The 19,609-nt window shown below is 54.6% G+C and carries 19 protein-coding genes and 1 tRNA gene; 5 read left to right on the top strand and 15 right to left on the bottom strand.

Features of this window, described 5'->3' with window-relative positions:
* The first annotated feature begins 75 nt into the window (after positions 1 to 75).
* On the top strand, positions 76 to 1,533 hold the full coding sequence (pepD, locus tag ABLV75_RS11905; protein WP_004099176.1) for a cytosol nonspecific dipeptidase: 1,458 nt from the start codon (positions 76 to 78) through the stop codon (positions 1,531 to 1,533).
* A gap of 56 nt (positions 1,534 to 1,589) precedes the next feature.
* On the opposite strand, the gene prfH is transcribed toward pepD, so the two are convergent.
* From prfH to dinB, 4 genes are all read right to left on the bottom strand, one after another.
* Positions 1,590 to 2,189: a peptide chain release factor H gene (prfH, locus tag ABLV75_RS11900; RefSeq protein ID WP_004099175.1), complete on the bottom strand. Its 600-nt coding sequence runs from the start codon at positions 2,187 to 2,189 to the stop codon at positions 1,590 to 1,592.
* Positions 2,186 to 3,325 (bottom strand): RNA ligase RtcB family protein, encoded by a 1,140-nt coding sequence (locus ABLV75_RS11895; RefSeq protein WP_004099174.1) that lies wholly within the window; start codon positions 3,323 to 3,325, stop codon positions 2,186 to 2,188. Before ABLV75_RS11895 ends, prfH begins: the two co-directional genes overlap by 4 nt.
* Positions 3,326 to 3,500: 175 nt before the next feature.
* Positions 3,501 to 3,956, bottom strand: coding sequence for a GNAT family N-acetyltransferase (locus tag ABLV75_RS11890; RefSeq protein WP_004099173.1), 456 nt, complete (start codon positions 3,954 to 3,956; stop codon positions 3,501 to 3,503).
* 2 nt (positions 3,957 to 3,958) lie between these two features.
* A complete protein-coding gene (gene dinB / locus ABLV75_RS11885) occupies positions 3,959 to 5,014 on the bottom strand; it encodes a DNA polymerase IV (protein WP_004099172.1) in 1,056 nt (351 codons plus the stop codon).
* A 160-nt stretch (positions 5,015 to 5,174) separates the two neighbouring features.
* Here dinB and ABLV75_RS11880 point away from each other — a divergent pair, with 160 nt between their 5' ends.
* Positions 5,175 to 6,032 (top strand): glycerophosphodiester phosphodiesterase family protein, encoded by an 858-nt coding sequence (locus ABLV75_RS11880; protein WP_004099170.1) that lies wholly within the window; start codon positions 5,175 to 5,177, stop codon positions 6,030 to 6,032.
* Positions 6,033 to 6,064: 32 nt separating this feature from the next.
* On the opposite strand, the gene nqrM is transcribed toward ABLV75_RS11880, so the two are convergent.
* The 7 genes from nqrM to ABLV75_RS11845 are packed head-to-tail and all read right to left on the bottom strand — an operon-like array spanning position 6,065 to position 12,124.
* Entirely contained in the window at positions 6,065 to 6,280 is a 216-nt protein-coding gene (gene nqrM, locus ABLV75_RS11875) for a (Na+)-NQR maturation NqrM (protein WP_004099168.1), read from the bottom strand.
* 2 nt (positions 6,281 to 6,282) lie between these two features.
* A complete protein-coding gene (gene nqrF, locus ABLV75_RS11870; protein ID WP_004099166.1) occupies positions 6,283 to 7,506 on the bottom strand; it encodes an NADH:ubiquinone reductase (Na(+)-transporting) subunit F in 1,224 nt (407 codons plus the stop codon).
* An 11-nt stretch (positions 7,507 to 7,517) separates the two neighbouring features.
* Positions 7,518 to 8,114 (bottom strand): NADH:ubiquinone reductase (Na(+)-transporting) subunit E, encoded by a 597-nt coding sequence (gene nqrE, locus ABLV75_RS11865; RefSeq protein WP_004099164.1) that lies wholly within the window; start codon positions 8,112 to 8,114, stop codon positions 7,518 to 7,520.
* Between the two features lie 6 nt (positions 8,115 to 8,120).
* Positions 8,121 to 8,759, bottom strand: a complete 639-nt coding sequence (locus tag ABLV75_RS11860) for an NADH:ubiquinone reductase (Na(+)-transporting) subunit D (protein ID WP_004099162.1) — start codon at positions 8,757 to 8,759, stop codon at positions 8,121 to 8,123.
* Positions 8,752 to 9,546, bottom strand: coding sequence for a Na(+)-translocating NADH-quinone reductase subunit C (locus ABLV75_RS11855; protein WP_004099160.1), 795 nt, complete (start codon positions 9,544 to 9,546; stop codon positions 8,752 to 8,754). The genes ABLV75_RS11860 and ABLV75_RS11855 overlap by 8 nt, the downstream gene beginning before the upstream one ends.
* Entirely contained in the window at positions 9,539 to 10,777 is a 1,239-nt protein-coding gene (locus ABLV75_RS11850; protein ID WP_004099158.1) for an NADH:ubiquinone reductase (Na(+)-transporting) subunit B, read from the bottom strand. The genes ABLV75_RS11855 and ABLV75_RS11850 overlap by 8 nt, the downstream gene beginning before the upstream one ends.
* A 3-nt stretch (positions 10,778 to 10,780) precedes the next feature.
* Positions 10,781 to 12,124: a Na(+)-translocating NADH-quinone reductase subunit A gene (locus ABLV75_RS11845; protein WP_017146579.1), complete on the bottom strand. Its 1,344-nt coding sequence runs from the start codon at positions 12,122 to 12,124 to the stop codon at positions 10,781 to 10,783.
* A 413-nt stretch (positions 12,125 to 12,537) separates the two neighbouring features.
* On the opposite strand from ABLV75_RS11845, the gene dpaA reads away from it, so the two are divergent.
* Positions 12,538 to 13,278: a peptidoglycan meso-diaminopimelic acid protein amidase gene (gene dpaA / locus ABLV75_RS11840; protein ID WP_004099152.1), complete on the top strand. Its 741-nt coding sequence runs from the start codon at positions 12,538 to 12,540 to the stop codon at positions 13,276 to 13,278.
* On the opposite strand, the gene ABLV75_RS11835 is transcribed toward dpaA, so the two are convergent.
* Entirely contained in the window at positions 13,249 to 14,016 is a 768-nt protein-coding gene (locus tag ABLV75_RS11835) for a class II glutamine amidotransferase (RefSeq protein WP_004099151.1), read from the bottom strand. The genes dpaA and ABLV75_RS11835 overlap by 30 nt on opposite strands.
* A gap of 209 nt (positions 14,017 to 14,225) precedes the next feature.
* Positions 14,226 to 14,807 (bottom strand): D-sedoheptulose 7-phosphate isomerase, encoded by a 582-nt coding sequence (gene lpcA / locus ABLV75_RS11830; protein WP_004099149.1) that lies wholly within the window; start codon positions 14,805 to 14,807, stop codon positions 14,226 to 14,228.
* Between the two features lie 238 nt (positions 14,808 to 15,045).
* Here lpcA and fadE point away from each other — a divergent pair, with 238 nt between their 5' ends.
* Together fadE and ABLV75_RS11820 are read left to right on the top strand one after the other, a co-directional pair.
* Positions 15,046 to 17,490 (top strand): acyl-CoA dehydrogenase FadE, encoded by a 2,445-nt coding sequence (gene fadE, locus ABLV75_RS11825; protein ID WP_004099146.1) that lies wholly within the window; start codon positions 15,046 to 15,048, stop codon positions 17,488 to 17,490.
* A gap of 179 nt (positions 17,491 to 17,669) precedes the next feature.
* Positions 17,670 to 18,440, top strand: a complete 771-nt coding sequence (locus ABLV75_RS11820) for an amidohydrolase (protein WP_004099144.1) — start codon at positions 17,670 to 17,672, stop codon at positions 18,438 to 18,440.
* A gap of 211 nt (positions 18,441 to 18,651) precedes the next feature.
* Here the strand turns inward: ABLV75_RS11820 and ABLV75_RS11815 are convergent.
* Positions 18,652 to 18,728 (bottom strand) — tRNA-Asp (locus ABLV75_RS11815).
* Positions 18,729 to 18,860: 132 nt separating this feature from the next.
* Positions 18,861 to 19,592 carry a DNA polymerase III subunit epsilon gene (dnaQ, locus tag ABLV75_RS11810; protein WP_085955793.1) on the bottom strand — a complete coding sequence of 244 codons (732 nt, stop codon included), beginning with the start codon at positions 19,590 to 19,592 and terminating at the stop codon, positions 18,861 to 18,863.
* Between the last annotated feature and the right edge of the window lie 17 nt (positions 19,593 to 19,609).

The following is a 19,609-nucleotide window of genomic DNA, read 5'->3' as shown; positions in this document are numbered from 1 at the left end:
CGGGCTTGTAGTGTATTCGATTGCTAACCCTCGATCTGCAAACGACTTTTGCAGATGATTGTAAGGAGACTCATCGTGTCTGAACTGTCTCAATTATCCCCTCAGCCGCTGTGGGATATTTTTGCCAAAATCTGCTCTATTCCCCACCCGTCCTATCACGAAGAACAGCTCGCTGAGCACATTATGGGCTGGGCAAAAGAAAAAGGCTTACACGCGGAACGCGACCAGGTTGGCAACATTCTGATTCGTAAAGGCGCCACTGCCGGTATGGAAAACCGCAAACCGGTAGTGCTGCAGGCGCACCTCGATATGGTGCCGCAGAAAAACAACGATACCGTTCACGACTTCACTCAGGACCCGATTCAACCTTACATCGACGGCGAGTGGGTCAAAGCGCGCGGCACGACTCTGGGCGCCGATAACGGTATCGGCATGGCTTCCGCGCTGGCGGTGCTGGCTGACGACAACGTTGTTCATGGCCCGCTGGAAGTGCTGCTGACCATGACGGAAGAAGCCGGTATGGACGGCGCCTTTGGCCTGCAGCCCAACTGGCTGCAGGCGGATATCCTGATCAACACCGACTCCGAAGAAGAGGGTGAAATTTACATGGGCTGCGCGGGTGGGATCGACTTCACCTCTGACCTGGCGCTGACCCGTGAAGCCGTTCCGGCCGGTTTCCAGAGCTTTAAACTGACCCTTAAAGGGCTGAAAGGCGGCCACTCCGGCGGCGAGATCCACGTCGGTTTAGGCAATGCGAACAAACTGCTGGCACGCTTCCTGGCGGGCCATGCTGAAGAGCTCGATCTGCGCCTGGTCGATTTCAATGGCGGCACCCTGCGCAACGCCATCCCGCGCGAAGCGTTCGCGACGGTAGCCGTAGCCGCGGACAAAGCGGAAACGCTGAAAGCGCGAGCGAATGAGTACCAGGAGATCCTGCAAAACGAGCTGGCGGCTAAAGAGAAAAATCTCGCTGTGCTGCTGGAGTCGGCGGAAAATGGCCAGCCTGCGCTTACGACTCAATCTCGTGATACCTTTGTGCGCCTGCTTAACGCCACGCCGAACGGCGTCATCCGCAACTCTGACGTGGCAAAAGGGGTGGTGGAAACCTCTCTGAACGTCGGCGTGGTGACCATGACCAGCGACAACGTGCAGATTCACTGCCTGATTCGTTCGCTGATTGACAGCGGTAAAGATTACGTCGTGAGCATGCTGGACTCTCTGGGCAAGCTGGCCGGTGCGAAAACCGAAGCCAAAGGCGCCTATCCAGGCTGGCAGCCGGACGCCAACTCTCCGGTGATGCATCTGGTACGTGAAACCTATCAGCGTCTGTTCAACAAAACGCCGAATATCCAGATTATCCACGCGGGCCTGGAGTGCGGTCTGTTCAAGAAACCGTATCCGGAACTGGATATGGTTTCCATCGGGCCAACCATTACTGGCCCTCACTCTCCGGATGAACAGGTGCATATCGAAAGCGTGGGCCAGTACTGGACGCTGCTGACTGAGCTGCTGAAATCCATTCCGGCGAAGTAAGACAACAAAGGCCCACTCCTCAGGAAGTGGGCCTTTTCTTTATAACGACTCGCTCATTAACGCCCGCTAAACGTTCGCAGCGGATTACCGCGCTCAATCTGATGATGGAACATTCTCCGCTCAGACTTCAACGCCGCACTCTCATTCTGCCGCTGCTGTTCCAGCTTCCAGGCAATCAGCAGACGCGCCAGCCGTTTGTTCGCATGCTGACTCCGCTCCGACTGCACCTTTACGCTGATGCCGCTTGCCGTATGAATGGCGCGCACCGCGGAATCGGTCTTGTTCACGTGCTGCCCGCCAGGCCCGGAAGAGCGCAGCGTTTCAAAACGGATCTCGCTGGAGAGCATCTGTTCATCGCAGGAAAAGCGCCCTACGCCAACATACCAGTTTTTGCGCCCGTGATGCGGCCTGAACGGACTGGAAAAGACCCATTGCAAAGTGCCGCGCCAGCTTTCGCTGAAAGCAAACGCGCCGTCGCCATTCAGCGAAAGCAGAACAGAACGCAGGGTGCCGGCATGACGTCCTGGCTCACTTTCCAGCAGCGTCAGGGAAAGCCGCCGCTCTGCGGCTTCCTTTATGAGCCGCTCCAACGTCAGTTTCACCGCCAGACAGCATTCATCCGGCCCCTGAGCGGAAGAGAGTTGCAATAAAATCATGCGCTTTTCCCTCCGCTGGTTTTCAGCGTCAGCAGCGGACGCAGACGGGCGATCGGTTCGACCAGTCCGGCCTGCACCAGACAGTTAAGTACGCTTTCCACGGATTTATACGCCTGCGGCGCTTCTTCATAGATCAGCTGACGATCGCGGCAGATCACCCTGCTTCCCAGCTCGGTGCGCGCCAGCTGAGCCGGCGTATATTTGCCGGACAGGCGCCCTTTGCATTCGGTTCGCATCCATTTCCGCCCGGCGCCATGCGCCAGCGAATGCAGGGTCTCCTCGCGGGTAACAGGCTGCACCAGCCAGCTGTGGTCCCCGCGAGAGCCCGGGATTATCACCAGGCCCCGGTCGTCCGGCGTAGCCCCTTTGCGATGCAGCCAACCCTGCAGCCCGTCAACAGAACAGGACTCGACAAAGTTATGCGCGATATCCAGTACGCTCCGTCCGTCGGCCCGTATCTGTTGCAGGATGCGGGTGGCAATCAGATAACGATTCACGCGTGCAAAAGCCAGCGCATCATCATGTTCTGCCAGATAATCCCGAGCCGCAGCGCTACCTTCCGCCAGGCCATCGTGCGAAAAAGCCGCAATATGGCGCTGCAGTATGGATTGCCCGAGGCCGCGCGATCCGCTGTGCGCCAGCAGCAGCAGGCGCTGAGCATCAAGGCCGGCCTGCTGGAAACGGTCGTTATCCACAACCTGCTCCACCTGCTGCAGTTCAGCGAAATGGTTACCGCCGCCAATCGATCCCAGGGCGCTGCGCCAGGGATGGGTCAATAAATGTTCCGGCAGATGCTCGTCCAGCCAGCTTGCTTGCGCAACGTCCTCCATAGCGGACAGTTTCTTCTCAAACTTATCCGCATTGTATTTTCGCGCGAGGATATCCGTTTGCCACAGCGCCATGCCGCAGCCGATATCGTTACCCACCAGTGCCGGGTAGAGATGGCCCAGCGAGAAGAAGACTGCGCCGATGGGATAGCCACGCCCGGGATGTAAGTCTGGCATTCCCACCACGCGCTGCATGTGGGGTAAATTTGCCGTCGTGTGTAATTGTTGGATCGCTAAACCTTCGATCCACAGATCGTCTGAACGAATATAAGAAATAGATTCAGACGTATAATGAACATTATTGCCCATATACCAATCCATATTAAAAAATAAATAAAGGATGTGGCAGACGTTACCAGGGCAAAAAAGAGAGTTATTCCTGGGAAGGCCTGCAAAGTGCGTTCTGGAAATCTGTATTCATGGTGAACCTCCTTTGCAGTTAATAAATAGGTGAAAGTGCGCGTATAGTAATCAGGCGTTAAATCTATTGCAAGCCGATTTGCCGCCGCATCAAATAATTAAGAAAACGTTCACCCCGCGCCTCCACTTCCTGTGGCTGAATAACCGTGAAGCCATGACGCGCAAAAAAGGGCTTTGCCGTAATACTGGCCTCTACCGTATAAATGCGCTCAGGAAGCTGCCTCAATAGCGTATTGAGCAGCGCGCTGGCGACGCCCTGGCGGCTATAGTCGGGAGAAACGAAGAGTAAATCGATATAGTCATCTACGGCGGTAATAAACCCGACCGGCGAGGCATCATTTATTGCCACCAGTACGCGTGACGCCGCGAGTTTTTGCCGCCAGCGGGCTTCATCAACCTGCGCCCAGGCGGCAATTTGCCGGGGGGAATAATCGGCGCTGGCTGTCTCTTTAACGGCGCGTAAAAATAGTGCGCATAGCGCCGGAAAATCCCGCTCTTCGTACATTCTTATTGTTAACATTGTTACAGTCCCAAAACGAGTTGTCGCTCCAGCTGCGGATCAAGCAGCGTCACATGTAGCCCCACCAGCCTGACTCCCCGACCTCCGCGCCGCTCGTGCCAGGTTTTATGCGCGGTAGAAATCAAATCATCTTTATTCAGCCGGGGCCAGACATGCTCCTGGGTCGTGAGCTGGAAATCATTAAACTTCAGCTTGACCCCCTGGCGAGCAATCCGCAAATCCGGTTTAACTTTCGCCAGGCGCCGTTCAAGTTCTGGATAGAGGTTCTCAATAATCGACTCACACTCCGCCCATTCGTGGATATCCTCTATCAGGGTTCGCTCAACCCCCACCGATTTGCGCTGGCGCTCGCTGCTGATTTCTCGTTCATCAATGCCGTGGCTGCGTTCCCACAATATTCGCCCGAATTTACCAAAGCGCTTGAGCAACATTGCCAGATCGCTGTTCTGTACATCTTCGCAGGTTCTCAGGCCCATGCTTTCCAGCTTCGCGGCGGAGACTTTGCCGACGCCCGGGATCTTCGACAGCGACAGCGTTTTGACAAACTCCGCTACCTGGTGCGGCGCAATGACAAACTGGCCGTCAGGTTTATTCAGATCCGAGGCGATTTTTGCCAAAAATTTTACCGGCGCAATGCCGGCAGAAGCAGTCAGATTGAGCTCGCGATGGATGGTCTCACGGATCTCCTGCGCCATCAGCGTTGCTGACCCCTGACAATGGACGCTGTCGCTGACGTCAAGATAGGCTTCATCCAGCGATAGGGGTTCGATTAACGAGGTATAGCGGGAAAAAATCTCCCGGATATGGTTCGAGGCCTCTTTGTAAGCGTCGAAACGGCCGGGAAGGAGCGTCAGGTGTGGGCAAAGTTTCAGGGCGGTGGCGGTAGGCATAGCGCTGCGCACGCCGAACTTACGCGCCGGATAGTTAGCCGTACTGATAACGCCGCGCTGTACCCGACTGCCGCCAATGGCGATAGGGATATCGCGCAGCGCCGGGTTATCACGCATTTCAACCGCTGCGAAGAAGCAGTCCATATCTACATGGATGATTTTACGCATAGCCAAACCTTAGACTGTACATGCATACAGTATAGCAAACTATGGCGAAATTTAATCTTTTTAAATCCACAACCTTAAAAAACGTGCTACAACATAAAAATGCAACAAATATGATTTATTTTTCATATAGTTATATTAATAAATAAGGTAAAACCCAATCATGAAATCAATAGTAACTGCGCTCGGTTTACTTATTGCCAGCAGCGCCTGCGCAGCACCTCAGCTTATTGCTCATCGCGGAGGTACCGGCGATGCCCCGGAAAATACACTTCCAGCAATAAAACTCGCCCTGGAAAATAAGGCCGAGGCGATCTGGATAACGGTGCAATTAAGCCAGGATGGCGTCCCGGTTTTATATCGTCCTGGCGATCTTTCCGCGCTGACTAATCATACAGGGAAAATCTCAAGCTATAGCGCAGCCGAACTGGCACGCATGGACGCGGGGTGGAAATGGGGCGATGAAACTCACCCCTGGCGCGGTAAAAATGCAACGATTCCCACGCTACAATCGGTGCTGGAACAGTGGCCGGAGACCTTCTTTTACATCGATATCAAATCGCCTGATGCCGACCCTGCGATAATGGCGGCTCGGCTTGGCGATGTGTTAAATAAAACCCATAGCCTCGCCCGCGTACGCGTGTATTCAACGGACGCTCGCTATATCGCAGCGCTACCAGAGTCAATTCCCCATTTCGTCAGCCGGGACGAAACGCGAACAAAGCTGGCGACCATTTCTCTTAGCCACCAGTGTCAGCCCACCAACTCACCAGGGGACGAGCACTGGTACGGCCTTGAGCTGAAACGCAAAGTAGAAGTCATCGAGAAGTTCACCCTGGGCGAAGGCGTATCGCCGGCCACACTCACCTGGGATAAAGAAGCGATGGACTGTTTCCGCTCACAGGGCAAAGCCCATATCATATTCTTCGGCATTAATAATGCTGATGATTTTCGTACGGCAAGCGAGCTTGGCGCCGACGGCGTAATGGTTGACTCACCGGCAAAAGCGAAAACGTGGTAAATCAAAAAAGGCCGCACGGTGCGGCCTGCTAGTTAAATGATGCGATCCTGATTGCGCTGCGCTTCGCGTGCCATGCGTTTTTTACGCGCATCGCAGGGCTCAGGGCAGTCGCAGACCTTTTCCAGACCCAGCGATGAGATCCCCCCGCAGCTGCCCTGGATAGTTTTTCGCTTGATCAGATACCCGAGCGACATTCCCAGAATAACCAGCGCGAAAATCACAAAGGTCGCGACAAATACCGTCAGCATCATTAGCCTCCAAAATCGTCGAGCATGATGTTTTCATCCTCAACGCCGAGATCTTTCAGCATTTTGATGACCGCGGCGTTCATCACCGGCGGCCCGCACATATAGAATTCACAATCTTCCGGCGCCGGGTGATCGCGCAGATAGTTTTCATACAGGACGTTGTGAATAAAGCCGGTATGACCGGTCCAGTTATCTTCAGGCTGCGGATCGGAGAGCGCCACGTGGAAGGTAAAGTTCGGATTTTCACGTGCCAGCTGCTCGAATTCGTCATCATAGAACATTTCTCGCAGAGAGCGCGCGCCGTACCAGAAGCTGATTTTACGCTTACTGTGCAGGCGCTTAAGCTGATCGAAAATATGCGAGCGCATCGGCGCCATCCCGGCACCGCCGCCGATAAAGACCATTTCAGCGTCCGTTTCTTTGGCAAAAAATTCCCCAAACGGCCCGGAAATCGTCACTTTATCGCCCGGCTTCAACGACCAGATATAGGAAGACATAATTCCCGGAGGCGCATCAGGTACCTGCGGCGGCGGGGTTGCGATACGCACGTTGAGCATGATGATGCCCCTCTCTTCCGGATAGTTAGCCATGGAGTAGGCGCGTAACGTAGGCTCTTTTACATCCGAGACATAGCGGAAGAGATTAAATTTATCCCAATCGCCGCGATACTCATCCGGAACGTCAAAGTCAGCATAAGCGACCTTGTGCGATGGACATTCGATCTGAATATACCCGCCTGCGCGGAACGGAACCGCGTCGCCGTCCGGCACGCGCAGCTTCAGCTCTTTGATAAAAGTGGCTTTGTTATCGTTCGAGATAACTTCACATTCCCACTTCTTAACGCCAAAAATCTCCTCCGGCAGCTCAATTTTCATGTTCTGCTTCACCGCGACCTGGCAGGCCAGGCGGCATCCCTCTCTCGCCTCACGCTTGGTGATATGAGAAAGTTCGGTAGGCAGGATATCACCGCCGCCCTCTTTCACCGTCACCCGGCATTGGCCGCAGGAGCCGCCCCCACCGCAGGCCGACGAGACGAAGATTCCGTTGCTGGAGAGCGTATTCAGCAGCTTGTCACCCGCCGGAGTACGGATCTGTTTATCCGCTTCGTTATTGATTTCAATGACCACATCGCCCGCATTCACCAGCTTCGAACGCGCGGCCAATATCAGCCCGGATAGCACCAGGACGATCAGCGTGAACATCACTACGCCAAGAATTATTTCCATACTTTCCGCCCTTATAGCTGCACACCGGAGAATGACATAAAGCCCAGCGCCATCAGACCCGTGGTAATAAAGGTGATCCCTAACCCGCGCAGACCCGCAGGCACGTTTGCGTATTTCATTTTTTCGCGAATACCCGCCATCGCCACAATCGCCAGCAGCCAGCCGACGCCGGAACCAAAGCCGTAAACGATGGATTCGGTGAAGTTATAGTCGCGCTGTACCATGAAGGAGACGCCGCCAAAAATCGCACAGTTAACGGCAATCAGCGGCAGAAAGATCCCCAGCGCGTTATAAAGCGTCGGGAAGTACTTATCGAGGATCATCTCCAGAATTTGTACCAGCGCGGCAATCACGCCAATAAAGGTGATGAAGTTCAGAAAGCTTAAGTCAACGCCTTCCACCAGCGCGCCGTCGCGCAGCACGAGGTTATACACGAGGTTATTGATCGGTACCGCCAGTCCGAGTACGACCGTTACCGCAACGCCGAGACCGAAAGCGGTTGAGACCTTTTTCGACACGGCGAGGAAGGTACACATTCCCAGGAAGAAGGCCAGCGCCATGTTTTCAACAAACACGGCGCGGACAAACAGGCTAATGTAGTGAGCCATGGTCGGTTACTCCTTTTCCTGCTGTTCAGGCTTCCAGCTGCGCACCGCCCAAATCAACAAACCGATAATGAAGAACGCACTGGGTGCCAGAAGAAACAGACCATTTGGCTGATACCAGCCGCCGTTCTGCACCGTTTCCAGCACAGTAATACCGAATAGCTTACCACTGCCGATCAGCTCTCTCAGGAAACCGACGATGATTAGGATCGCCCCGTATCCCAGACCGTTGCCAATACCGTCCATAAAGCTCGCCAACGGCGGCGACTTCATGGCATAGGCTTCGGCGCGCCCCATCACGATACAGTTAGTGATGATCAAACCGACGAAAACCGAAAGCTGTTTCGAGATCTCATAGGCAAACGCGCGTAGCACCTGATCGACGACGATAACCAGCGAAGCGATAATCGCCATCTGTACAATGATGCGCACGCTATTCGGAATGTGGTGGCGAATCATGGAGATAAACATGCTGGAGAATGCCGTAACCAGCGTCACCGCAATGGTCATTACAAAAGCGGTCTCCAGCTTGGTGGTCACCGCCAGCGCGGAGCAGACGCCCAGTACCTGCAGAGTGATAGGGTTATTAGCGATAAGCGGCCCCACCAGCACGCGCTTCATTTCTTTCATGTCGCCCAAATCAGCCATTATTCAGCTCCCCTTCTCGCACCTTTTGCAGGAATGGGCCAAAGCCCAGTTTGCCCATCCAGAAATCAAAGCTATGCTGCACGCCGTTTGATGTCAGCGTTGCGCCCGACAGGCCATCAACGGCGTGCAGGTCGCCAGGACGCGCGCCGCCTTTGACGATTCTCAGCGCAGGCATCCCTTTATCATCAAGCACCTGTTTACCGACGAACTGCTGGCGCCAGTTGGGGTTTTCAATTTCCCCGCCCAGCCCCGGCGTTTCGCCATGATCGTAATAAGTGATCCCTTTTACCGTACGGCCATCGGTTTCCAGCGCCACAAACGCGTACATCACCGACCACAGACCGTTGCCGTAAATAGGGAGTACGACTTCCTGAATCTGCTGTTTTTCATCACGCACCAGATATATTTCGGCGATATTACTGCGGCGTTTAATACCCGCCGGATCCTGGCTGGCTTCCAGCTGCAAGCTCTGCTGCGGATCTTTCAGGGCCTGGGCCTGATTAAATTTGCTCGGGTCTTTATCCAGCAGCTCCCCGCTAGCGAGATCGACTAATCGTGGAGAGATGCGGGCCTTAAAAATATCGGCCACTTCATCTGCGCTCATTCCCTGCTTCATCAGACCGGCAACCGCCAGGATATTGCGCTGTTTATCAAGCGCGCGCTGCTCCTGCTGGCGCGATTTTAGCCCGACGGCAGAACCGGCGACCACGATTGAGCAGACCAGGCAAAGCACCAGCACCACCAGCAGCGTTTTGCCGATGCTATCGTTACTTTTATTCTCAGCCACGCGACTTCCTCCGCTTAATATTGGCCCGCACCACCAGGTAATCGAACAGCGGCGCAAAGAGGTTGGCGAAGAGGATCGCCAGCATCATCCCTTCCGGATAGGCCGGGTTGACGACGCGAATCAGGACGCACATCACGCCGATCAGCAGGCCGTAGCTCCATTTACCCTTATCCGTAAACGACGCGGACACCGGATCCGTCGCCATAAACATCATGCCGAAAGCAAAACCGCCGAGAACCAGATGCCAGTACCACGGCATGGCAAACATCGGGTTGGTATCAGAGCCAATGAAGTTAAACAGCGTCGCGGTAGCCACCATGCCGAGGAATACCCCAGCGACAATGCGCCAGGAAGCCACGCGACCGAAAATGATGATGGCGCCGCCGATCAGAATCATCAGCGTCGAAACCTCGCCAATCGAGCCCGGAATATTGCCGAGGAAGGCATCCATCCAGCTTACCGGCTGTCCGCTTGTGACATTAACCAGCGATTCACCGCCGCCGCTAGCCCACTGGGACAGCGGCGTCGCGCCGGAAAAACCATCCGCTGCGGTCCACACCAGATCGCCGGAAATTTGCGCCGGCCAGGCAAAGAACAGAAAGGCCCGCCCCGCCAGCGCCGGGTTGAGAAAGTTACGCCCGGTTCCGCCAAAGATCTCCTTGGCCATGACGACGCCAAACGTGATCCCGAGCGCAGCCTGCCATAGTGGCAGCGATGGCGGTACAATCAGCGCGAACAGGATTGAGGTCACGAAGAAGCCTTCGTTTATTTCGTGCTTACGCACGATAGCAAACAGGACTTCCCAGAACCCACCGACAAGAAACACGGTGATGTAGATAGGCAGGAAAAATACCGCACCCAGCGTCATCATACTGAGCCAGCCGGCATCAGCGGTGAAGTTTACCCCCAGCCACTGGGCAATGCTGTAGTGCCAGTTCCCGGCGATGACCTGCTGCAGCTGTTCAGCGCTATATAATTTAGCCAGTGCCGGTATGGTCTGCAGACCAACGTTATACATTCCCCAGAACATCGCCGGGAAAACGGCGAACCACACCAGTATCATCATCCGCTTAAGGTCGATGGCGTCTCTGACGTGCGCCGCTCCGCGCGTCACCTGACCGGGTGTATAGAACAGGGTCGCCGTCGCTTCGAACAACGGGTAGTATTTTTCCAGCTTGCCGCCGTGCGTAAAGTGCGGCTCAAGTTTGTCAAACAGTTGCTTTAAGCCCATCACTTATCCTTCCTGCTCAATCTGGGTTAACACGCTGCGCAATGCCGGACCATATTCATACTTGCCGGGACAAACGTAGGTGCAAAGCGCCAGGTCTTCTTCATCCAGTTCCAGACAGCCCAGCGCCTGCGCGCTGTCGGTATCGCCCGCCAGCAAATCGCGCAGCAGCATGGTGGGCAGAATATCCAGCGGCATCACTCGCTCATAGTTGCCAATCGGTACCATAGCCCGCTCGCCGCCGTTGGTATCCGTCGAGAAATTAAATAGCTTACGCTTCAGAAAGTGGCCGACGGTGGTACGGGTAATGGAGAATTTATCTTTCCCCGGCATCACCCAGCCGAATAGCTCTTTCTCGCGCCCCTCTTTCACAACGCTTATCTGTAAATGAAAGCGCCCAAGGAAAGCATGAGGCCCGCGCGCATGGGTTCCGCTGAGGACTGAACCAGAGATAATGCGGTTTTCATCGTCCAGCAGCTCATCTTCAAGCAGTTCATCAAGGCTGGCGCCTAAGCAGGTCTTTAACAAACGAGGCTCTTTGACCTGCGGGCCGCCAAGAGCAACGATGCGTTCGTTGTACAACTCCCCTTCAAGGAACACTTTGCCGACGGCGATAACATCCTGATAGTTAAGATGCCAGATCTGCTTTTTCAGGCTGACCGGCTCAAGAAAATGAATGTGAGTCCCCGCCAGCCCGGCCGGATGCGGACCGGCAAACTGATTAAAGGTCACCTGGCCGACAGGATGCCCGCCAAGCTTGCCGCCGCCAGCCTGACACACGTGAACTTTACCGTCGGTCAACCGCGTCAACAGCGTCAAACCGGCGTCAAACGCTTCGCGCTGGGCCAGAATGATTGGCTGAGGATCGGCCGCCAGCGGATTCGTGTCTATCGCGGTGACAAAAATGGCCGCAGGAACGCTGCCCGGCGCAGGTATTTTACTGAAAGGGCGGGTGCGAAATGCCGTCCACAGCCCGGACTCCAGCAGCTGCTGCTGAACGCTCTCGCGCGTCAATCCGGCAAGTTCGGCTAATTCATAGCGGGGAAAATGAACGGACTCTTCGCCATCCACATCAATAACGACCGACTGCAGAACCCGGCGCTCGCCGCGATGAATGGCGCTGACGGTTCCACTCGCAGGTGCAGTAAAACGCACGCCAGGATTTTTTTTATCTTCGAACAGAAGTTGACCTTTTTGCACCCGGTCCCCTTCACGCACCGCCATTGATGGGCGCATACCGATGTACTCTTCACCCAACAGCGCAACGCGCTTGACCGCAGTCTTCGAAGAAATCTGCTGTGATGGCATGCCAGCTATGGGCAAATTCAGCCCTTTCGTGATTTTAATCATATCGTTAGCAGGTATCCGTTACTTAAACCCCGGTTTCAGGCCGAGGCCAGCATAATTAATGGAATATATGAGGAAGAAAGGAACATCATAGTCCTGGTGATTCACAAGACGGGAGAGAAGCATCCTTTCTTACCCTGAACAGTTAGCAGGCCAAGTGTAACATTTCGTGAGCTGCGCCTGTAGACAAACCGCCACTAAGTGGTTCTAAAATGCGAGCTATTACGCAAAGTTCTGACTGCGCTTTGCCCCAGGATTCGCTATAACGGAAAACTCAGACGTAAACGCAGCACGTCGTGCTTGCGAAAAAATGCCGTGATGCTAATGTGAGCGCTCTAAAACCAGAATACTCTGATTTCGGGTCTCTCTTGCCGTCCTGGCAATGTGGTTATTTGTTTTATCAAGGAACAAGTAGTATGCGCAAAATCGCATTATTTATTGCGATGCTTCTGTTGCCATGCGTTTCATTCGCAGGGCTACTTAGCAGTAACAGCTCGACAACGCCGATGAGCAAAGAGTATAAGCAGCAGCTCATGGGCTCGCCGGTCTACATTGAGATCTTTAAAGAAGAGCGCATGCTCGATCTTTACGTCAAGATGGGCGAAACCTGGCAGCTTCTCGACAGCTACCGCATTTGTAACTACTCCGGCGGTCTCGGGCCAAAGCAGCGTCAGGGCGACTTCAAAAGCCCGGAAGGTTTTTACAATGTTTCCCGTAACCAGTTAAAACCCGATAGTCGTTTCTATAAAGCGATCAATATCGGCTTTCCGAACGCCTACGATCGGGCGCATGGTTACGAAGGCAAATATCTGATGATTCACGGCGCCTGCGTATCGGTCGGCTGCTACGCCATGACCGATACCGGCATTGACGAGATTTTCCAGTTCGTCACCGGCGCCTTAGTTTTTGGTCAGCCCAACGTTCAGGTGAGTATTTATCCTTTCCGCATGACCGATGCCAACATGGCGCGCCACAAGTTTTCCTACTTCGCGGATTTCTGGAAGCAGCTGAAACCCGGGTATGATTACTTCCGCCTGACGCACAAGCCGCCGGTGGTTTCCGTAGTCGATGGCCGCTACGTAGTGAGCAAACCGCTCAGCCACGAAGTCGTTCAGCCACAGCTTGCTTCAAACTACACGGTCCCCGAGGCAAAATAGCGCCCACTCGCCTGGCATGATTTTATGCCAGGTTTCGTTACCGGTCAGCGGCTGGGTGGCGATAACGGTGACCACATCATTCGGTGTGGTCTCGCGTTGAAAGTCAATCTCGACATCCTGATCCAGCAGCGTCGCTACGCCAAACGGTGCCCGTCGCGTAATCCAGTATAAATTCGTTGAGCAAAACGCCATGACGTAGCGCCCATCGGAGAGCAGCATGTTAAACACGCCTTTTTCACGCAGCTCCCCGGCGAGCGTGGCGATAAACCGGAAAACCTCAACCATGTCTCCCGGCATTTCCGGATAGCGTTCGGTGATGCTATGTAGCAGCCAGCAGAACGCCTTTTCGCTATCGGTTTCCCCGACAGGATACAGATTTCCCGTCTCGAGAGACTCATACCCCTCCAGCTGGCCGTTATGCGCATAGGTCCAGTTACGTCCCCAGAGTTCGCGGGTAAAGGGATGAGTATTTTCCAGCGCGACAATACCGCGGTTGGCCTGACGAATATGGGCGATAACCGAGCAGGATTTAATGGGGTATTCCTGCACCAGCTTAGCGATGGGCGATTGAAAGCTAGGCTGCGGATCTTTAAATGTGCGACAGCCTTTACCTTCATAAAAGGTAATTCCCCAGCCGTCCTTATGCGGCCCGGTTCCGCCACCGCGCTGAACCAGCCCGGTAAAGCTGAAACAAATATCAGTTGGCACATTCGCGCTCATCCCGAGCAGTTCGCACATAGATCACCTCATACCACTTACTGAAACATAAAAGGCGTTACTGGTGCTGTCAGTTTGGACACGGCCAGCGCACAGAAACCGGAGCGTACTTCATGTACGTGAGGATGATTCGCTACGCTCACCCTCCGGGCCGCCCTGAAGGGCGTTCAAAACTCGGTGAGTTTTGTCTGAGCACTGACCGGGTTCAAAATGGCTAACAAAATAGCCTTTTAAGCTTTAACCATCTCTTTTTCGATCAGCATAATCAGGATATGTATCACTTTAATATGGATTTCCTGAATGCGGTCGGCATAGCCAAAATGCGGTACGCGGATTTCAACGTCCGCAGAGCCTGCCATTTTACCGCCGTCTTTACCGGTCAGGGTAATAACTTTCATGCCCTGAGCGCGGGCAGCTTCGATCGCTTTGATGACGTTACCAGAATTTCCGGAAGTGGAGATCCCCAGCAGTACGTCCCCTGCACGCCCCACAGATTCCACATAGCGCGAGAAAACATATTCATAGCCAAAATCATTACTCACGCAAGAAAGGTGGCTCACGTCTGAAATCGCAATGGCCGGATAGCCGGGGCGATTTTCACGATAGCGCCCGGTCAGCTCTTCCGCAAAGTGCATCGCATCGCAGTGCGAACCGCCATTACCGCAGGAGAGCACCTTACCGCCGGCCTTAAAGCTATCCGCCAGCAGCACCGCTGCGCGCTGAATCGCATGGATATTGGCTTCGTCCTGCAGAAAATTGGCCAGCGTTTCGGCGGCTTCGTTCAGTTCGTTACGAATAAGATCCTGGTACATGAGGATAATCCTTCAGTATGGGTGGGATAACCCAGGCAGTTTACCGGATAGCCGGCGAAGCGAGAAGCCGCAGGCGCGGTTATCCTCTGGCGTTTTGCTTTTATGTGCCGCAATTCCGTACAACAATGTGAGCAAGGTTGTAATTATTTTGTAAACACATTGCTAAAACAAATTACATCCACTACAACCATATCATCACAAGTGGTCAGACCTCCTACAAGACAGGGAGCATTTCTCTATGATGATTTTGAGTATTGTTGCAACCGTTGTTTTACTCGGTGCGCTCTTCTATCACCGAATCAGTCTGCTGCTCAGCAGCGCGATTTTGCTGCTCTGGACCGCCGCGCTCGGCATTGCAGGGCTGTGGAATATCTGGCTGCTGGTCCCGCTGGCAATCCTTTTACTGCCGTTCAATTTTGCGCCGATGCGCAAATCTATGATTTCAGTGCCAGCCTTCCGCGCTTTCCGTAAGGTCATGCCGCCGATGTCGCGTACCGAGAAAGAAGCAATTGATGCCGGGACAACATGGTGGGAAGGCGATCTGTTCCGCGGCAATCCCGACTGGCAGAAACTGCACAACTACCCGCAGCCGCGCCTGACTGCCGAAGAACAAGCCTTTATTGACGGCCCGGTTGAAGAAGCCTGCCGAATGGCGAACGACTTCGAAATCACTCACGAAATGGCGGATCTGCCGCCGGAGCTGTGGGCTTATCTGAAAGAGCATCGCTTCTTTGCGATGATCATTAAGAAAGAGTACGGCGGGCTGGAGTTCTCCGCTTATGCACAGGCTCGCGTTCTGCAAAAGTTGTCGGGCGTCTCCGGTATTCTGGCGATTACCGTCGGCGTGCCTAACTCATTAGGCCCGGGCGAGCTGCTGCAGCATTACGGTACGGAAGAACAGAAAAATCACTATCTGCCACGCCTGGCTCGCGGCCAGGAAATTCCCTGCTTCGCGCTGACCAGCCCGGAAGCGGGTTCAGATGCCGGCGCGATTCCGGATACCGGCGTGGTCTGCATGGGCGAATGGCAAGGCCAGCAGGTGCTGGGTATGCGTCTGACCTGGAACAAACGCTATATTACGCTTGCCCCTATCGCCACCGTGCTGGGGCTGGCATTTAAACTCTCCGACCCCGACCGTCTGCTGGGAGGTGAAGAAGAGCTGGGTATTACCTGCGCCCTCATCCCGACAACCACGCCGGGCGTTGAGATCGGTCGTCGTCATTTCCCGCTGAACGTTCCATTCCAGAATGGTCCGACCCAGGGTAAAGATATTTTCGTTCCTATCGACTACATTATCGGTGGCCCGACCATGGCCGGCCAGGGCTGGCGGATGCTCGTTGAGTGCTTATCCGTAGGTCGCGGTATCACCCTGCCATCGAACGCCACCGGGGGCCTGAAGTCTGTCGCCATGGCCACCGGCGCCTATGCGCACATTCGCCGCCAGTTCAAAATCTCCATCGGTAAAATGGAAGGGATCGAAGAACCGCTGGCGCGTATTGCAGGCAACGCCTACGTAATGGATGCTGCCGCCTCGTTGATAACCTACGGCATTATGCTTGGCGAAAAACCTGCGGTACTGTCGGCAATCGTGAAGTACCACTGTACCCACCGCGGCCAGCGCTCGATCATCGATGCAATGGATATTACCGGTGGTAAAGGCATTATGCTCGGCAGCGGAAACTTCCTGGCGCGGGCTTATCAGGGCGCGCCAATCGCCATCACCGTTGAAGGCGCGAATATTCTTACCCGCAGCATGATGATCTTCGGCCAGGGGGCGATTCGTTGCCATCCATACGTGCTGGATGAAATGGCGGCGGCGCAGAATAACGACGTTAACGCTTTCGATAAGCTGCTGTTTAAACACATCGGCCACGTAGGAAGCAACAAGGTACGCAGTTTCTGGCTGGGCCTGACTCGCGGCCTTACCAGCAGCTCGCCGACCCGCGATGCCACTCGTCGCTACTATCAGCATATGAACCGCCTGAGCGCCAACCTGGCTCTGCTGTCCGATGTCTCAATGGCGGTACTGGGCGGTAGTCTGAAGCGTCGTGAAAGAATTTCTGCGCGTCTGGGCGATGTGCTGAGCCAGCTCTACCTGGCGTCGGCGGTCCTGAAACGCTATGACGATGAGGGGCGTAACGAAGCGGACTTACCGCTGGTGCACTGGGGGGTGCAGGATGCGCTGTATCAGGCCGAGCAGGCGATTGACGATCTGTTGGTGAACTTCCCGAATCGTCTGGTAGCGGGCGCGCTTCGCGTGGCTATCTTCCCGACCGGACGTCATTACCTGGCGCCTTCAGACAAGCTGGATCATAAAGTCGCGAAAATCCTGCAGGTTCCGAGCGCGACGCGTTCTCGTATCGGCCGCGGTCAGTATCTGACGCCGAGCGAGCATAACCCGGTCGGTCTGCTGGAGGAAGCGCTGCTTGATGTGATGGCGGCAGATCCTATCCACCAGCGTATCTGTAAAGAGCTGGGCAAGAATCTGTCCTTTACCCGACTTGATGAACTGGCCCGTAACGCGCTGGCAAAAGGGTTAATCAATCAGGACGAGGCGGACATCCTGGTCCGTGCTGAAACCAGCCGTCTGCGCAGCATCAACGTCGACGACTTCGCCCCGGATGAACTGGCGACCCGACCGGTAAAGCTGCCGGAGAAGGTTCGCAAGATTGAAGCGGCCTAAAACTAAAAAATAATCACATCACGATCGAGGCGGGCCTCCCGCCTCTCTTTTTTCTGGCAGTTCTCCATAAGCGATATCCCGTCCTGTCATTTCTTTGACAAACTATTCCGTGAGCCCTCCGCCTGCTGATATGGTGTTAAAGTATTTATCATTCCTTTCACAACGCTGGAGTTACCACCGTGCCCGGACTGAAAATTACCCTTTTACAACAACCGCTGGTGTGGATGGACGGTCCCGCCAACCTGCGTCATTTCGATCGTCAACTGGAAGGGATTACCGGGCGGGACCTCATTGTTTTACCCGAAATGTTCACCACCGGTTTCGCGATGGAGGCGGCAAAACAGTCGCTATCGCAAGAGGAAGTGGTTGCCTGGATGGGAGCTAAAGCCGCGCAAACCAATGCGCTGATTGCCGGCAGCGCGGCGCTGCAAACGGAACGCGGGCCCGTTAACCGTTTTTTGCTGGTGGAGCCCGAGGGTAAAATCCATTTCTATGATAAACGACATCTGTTCCGCATGGCGGATGAACATCACCATTACCAGGCGGGTAACGAACGGGTCATTTTTGCATGGCGCGGCTGGAGGATCCTGCCGCTGGTGTGCTACGACCTGCGCTTCCCGGTCTGGTCGCGCAATCATAACGACTACGATTTAGCGCTGTATGTTGCCAACTGGCCCGCACCACGCTCAACGCACTGGCAGTCGCTACTGGTGGCCAGGGCTATCGAAAATCAGGCTTATGTTGCCGGATGCAATCGCGTCGGTACCGACGGCAATGGCCACCATTACCGGGGCGACAGTCGGATAATTACGCCGCAGGGCGAAATTATCGCCACCGCCGAGCCGCATCAGGCCACTCGCCTTGACGCAGAGCTTTCATTGACGGCGCTGAACGAGTATCGCGAGAAGTTTCCAGCCTGGCAGGATGCCGACCCCTTCACGCTCAATTAAAGACCGCATATCAGGGAGCCTGTGCTCCCTTTCTTTATGCCTTAAACCCCCGCGATAACGCGCCCCTGAGACCCCAGAGAAAACTCACGCTGCTCAGAGCAAAAGCGTTAATGCGGCATACCGCTCGCTGGCGAAAAGAGGGAAGAGTAATGATTCAGCAGGCTAAAACGACGAAAGCCTGAATCATTTCTGATTCAGGCTTTCTGAATAGTGGCGGAACGGACGGGACTCGAACCCGCGACCCCCTGCGTGACAGGCAGGTATTCTAACCGACTGAACTACCGCTCCACATACTGTTCCGTTGGGAACGAGGCGAATATTACGGTTTCCCCTCTACTCCGTCAACGCTTTTTCTTCATTTTTGAATCGCTTGCTGCAAAAATCACCCATCAGATTATTTTTAACGCGTTTACTGCACAATCATGCCCGCCACAGGCAGCTTCCGCCTTTCTTTTGTACCAGATCGAGGCGGGATTCATGGTTCACCAGCTCTTCATCAGTGGCATAAACTACGCGTAGCTTACTGGCTGCCCGGACAACGCGCTGTATTCCCGTATCTCCGGCCTGCCGCTGCCCTTCCCCTTCCATAGAGAAAGCCATCGTCGTCTGACCGCCGGTCATCATCAGATAAACATCGGCCAGAATCTGGGCATCGAGCAGAGCCCCATGGAGCGTTCGCTTGCTGTTATCTATTTCATAACGCGAGCAAAGAGCATCAAGGCTATTGCGCTTGCCCGGGAACATCTTACGCGCCAGGGCCAGGCTGTCGGTCACCTTGCAAAAAGTATCGGTCTTCGGAATGCCGCGATTCAGCTTGCTAAATTCATAGTCCATAAAGCCGATATCGAACGATGCGTTATGGATGACCAGCTCCGCGCCGCGGATGTAATCGAGAAACTCATCGACAACATCGCCAAACACGGGCTTATCCATGAGGAATTCGTCCGCAATACCGTGGACGCCAAAAGCTTCAGGGTCCACCAGGCGATCCGGCTTAAGATAGACGTGGAAGTTGTTCCCGGTCAGGCGGCGGTTGATCACCTCTACCGCGCCGATCTCGATTATCTTATGCCCCTCATAGTGCGCACCAATCTGATTCATACCGGTGGTTTCGGTATCGAGAACGATCTGTCGTGTAATTGCAGTGCTCATAGCGGTCATTTATGTCA

The organism is Klebsiella sp. CN_Kp066, from assembly GCF_040065135.1.
Classification (GTDB): Bacteria; Pseudomonadota; Gammaproteobacteria; order Enterobacterales; family Enterobacteriaceae; genus Klebsiella; species Klebsiella oxytoca.
This window is presented reverse-complemented; position numbering and strand designations above follow the sequence as displayed.

Excerpts from the sequence above, each read along its gene's own strand:
- prfH (WP_004099175.1), bottom strand. The coding sequence starts at position 2,189 with ATGATTTTATTGCAACTCTCTTCCGCTCAGGGGCCGGATGAATGCTGT.
- ABLV75_RS11895 (WP_004099174.1), bottom strand. The coding sequence starts at position 3,325 with ATGGGCAATAATGTTCATTATACGTCTGAATCTATTTCTTATATTCGT.
- ABLV75_RS11890 (WP_004099173.1), bottom strand. The coding sequence starts at position 3,956 with ATGTTAACAATAAGAATGTACGAAGAGCGGGATTTTCCGGCGCTATGC.
- dinB (WP_004099172.1), bottom strand. The coding sequence starts at position 5,014 with ATGCGTAAAATCATCCATGTAGATATGGACTGCTTCTTCGCAGCGGTT.
- ABLV75_RS11880 (WP_004099170.1), top strand. The coding sequence starts at position 5,175 with ATGAAATCAATAGTAACTGCGCTCGGTTTACTTATTGCCAGCAGCGCC.
- nqrM (WP_004099168.1), bottom strand. The coding sequence starts at position 6,280 with ATGCTGACGGTATTTGTCGCGACCTTTGTGATTTTCGCGCTGGTTATT.
- nqrF (WP_004099166.1), bottom strand. The coding sequence starts at position 7,506 with ATGGAAATAATTCTTGGCGTAGTGATGTTCACGCTGATCGTCCTGGTG.
- nqrE (WP_004099164.1), bottom strand. The coding sequence starts at position 8,114 with ATGGCTCACTACATTAGCCTGTTTGTCCGCGCCGTGTTTGTTGAAAAC.
- ABLV75_RS11860 (WP_004099162.1), bottom strand. The coding sequence starts at position 8,759 with ATGGCTGATTTGGGCGACATGAAAGAAATGAAGCGCGTGCTGGTGGGG.
- ABLV75_RS11850 (WP_004099158.1), bottom strand. The coding sequence starts at position 10,777 with ATGGGCTTAAAGCAACTGTTTGACAAACTTGAGCCGCACTTTACGCAC.
- ABLV75_RS11845 (WP_017146579.1), bottom strand. The coding sequence starts at position 12,124 with ATGATTAAAATCACGAAAGGGCTGAATTTGCCCATAGCTGGCATGCCA.
- dpaA (WP_004099152.1), top strand. The coding sequence starts at position 12,538 with ATGCGCAAAATCGCATTATTTATTGCGATGCTTCTGTTGCCATGCGTT.
- ABLV75_RS11835 (WP_004099151.1), bottom strand. The coding sequence starts at position 14,016 with ATGTGCGAACTGCTCGGGATGAGCGCGAATGTGCCAACTGATATTTGT.
- lpcA (WP_004099149.1), bottom strand. The coding sequence starts at position 14,807 with ATGTACCAGGATCTTATTCGTAACGAACTGAACGAAGCCGCCGAAACG.
- fadE (WP_004099146.1), top strand. The coding sequence starts at position 15,046 with ATGATGATTTTGAGTATTGTTGCAACCGTTGTTTTACTCGGTGCGCTC.
- dnaQ (WP_085955793.1), bottom strand. The coding sequence starts at position 19,592 with ATGAGCACTGCAATTACACGACAGATCGTTCTCGATACCGAAACCACC.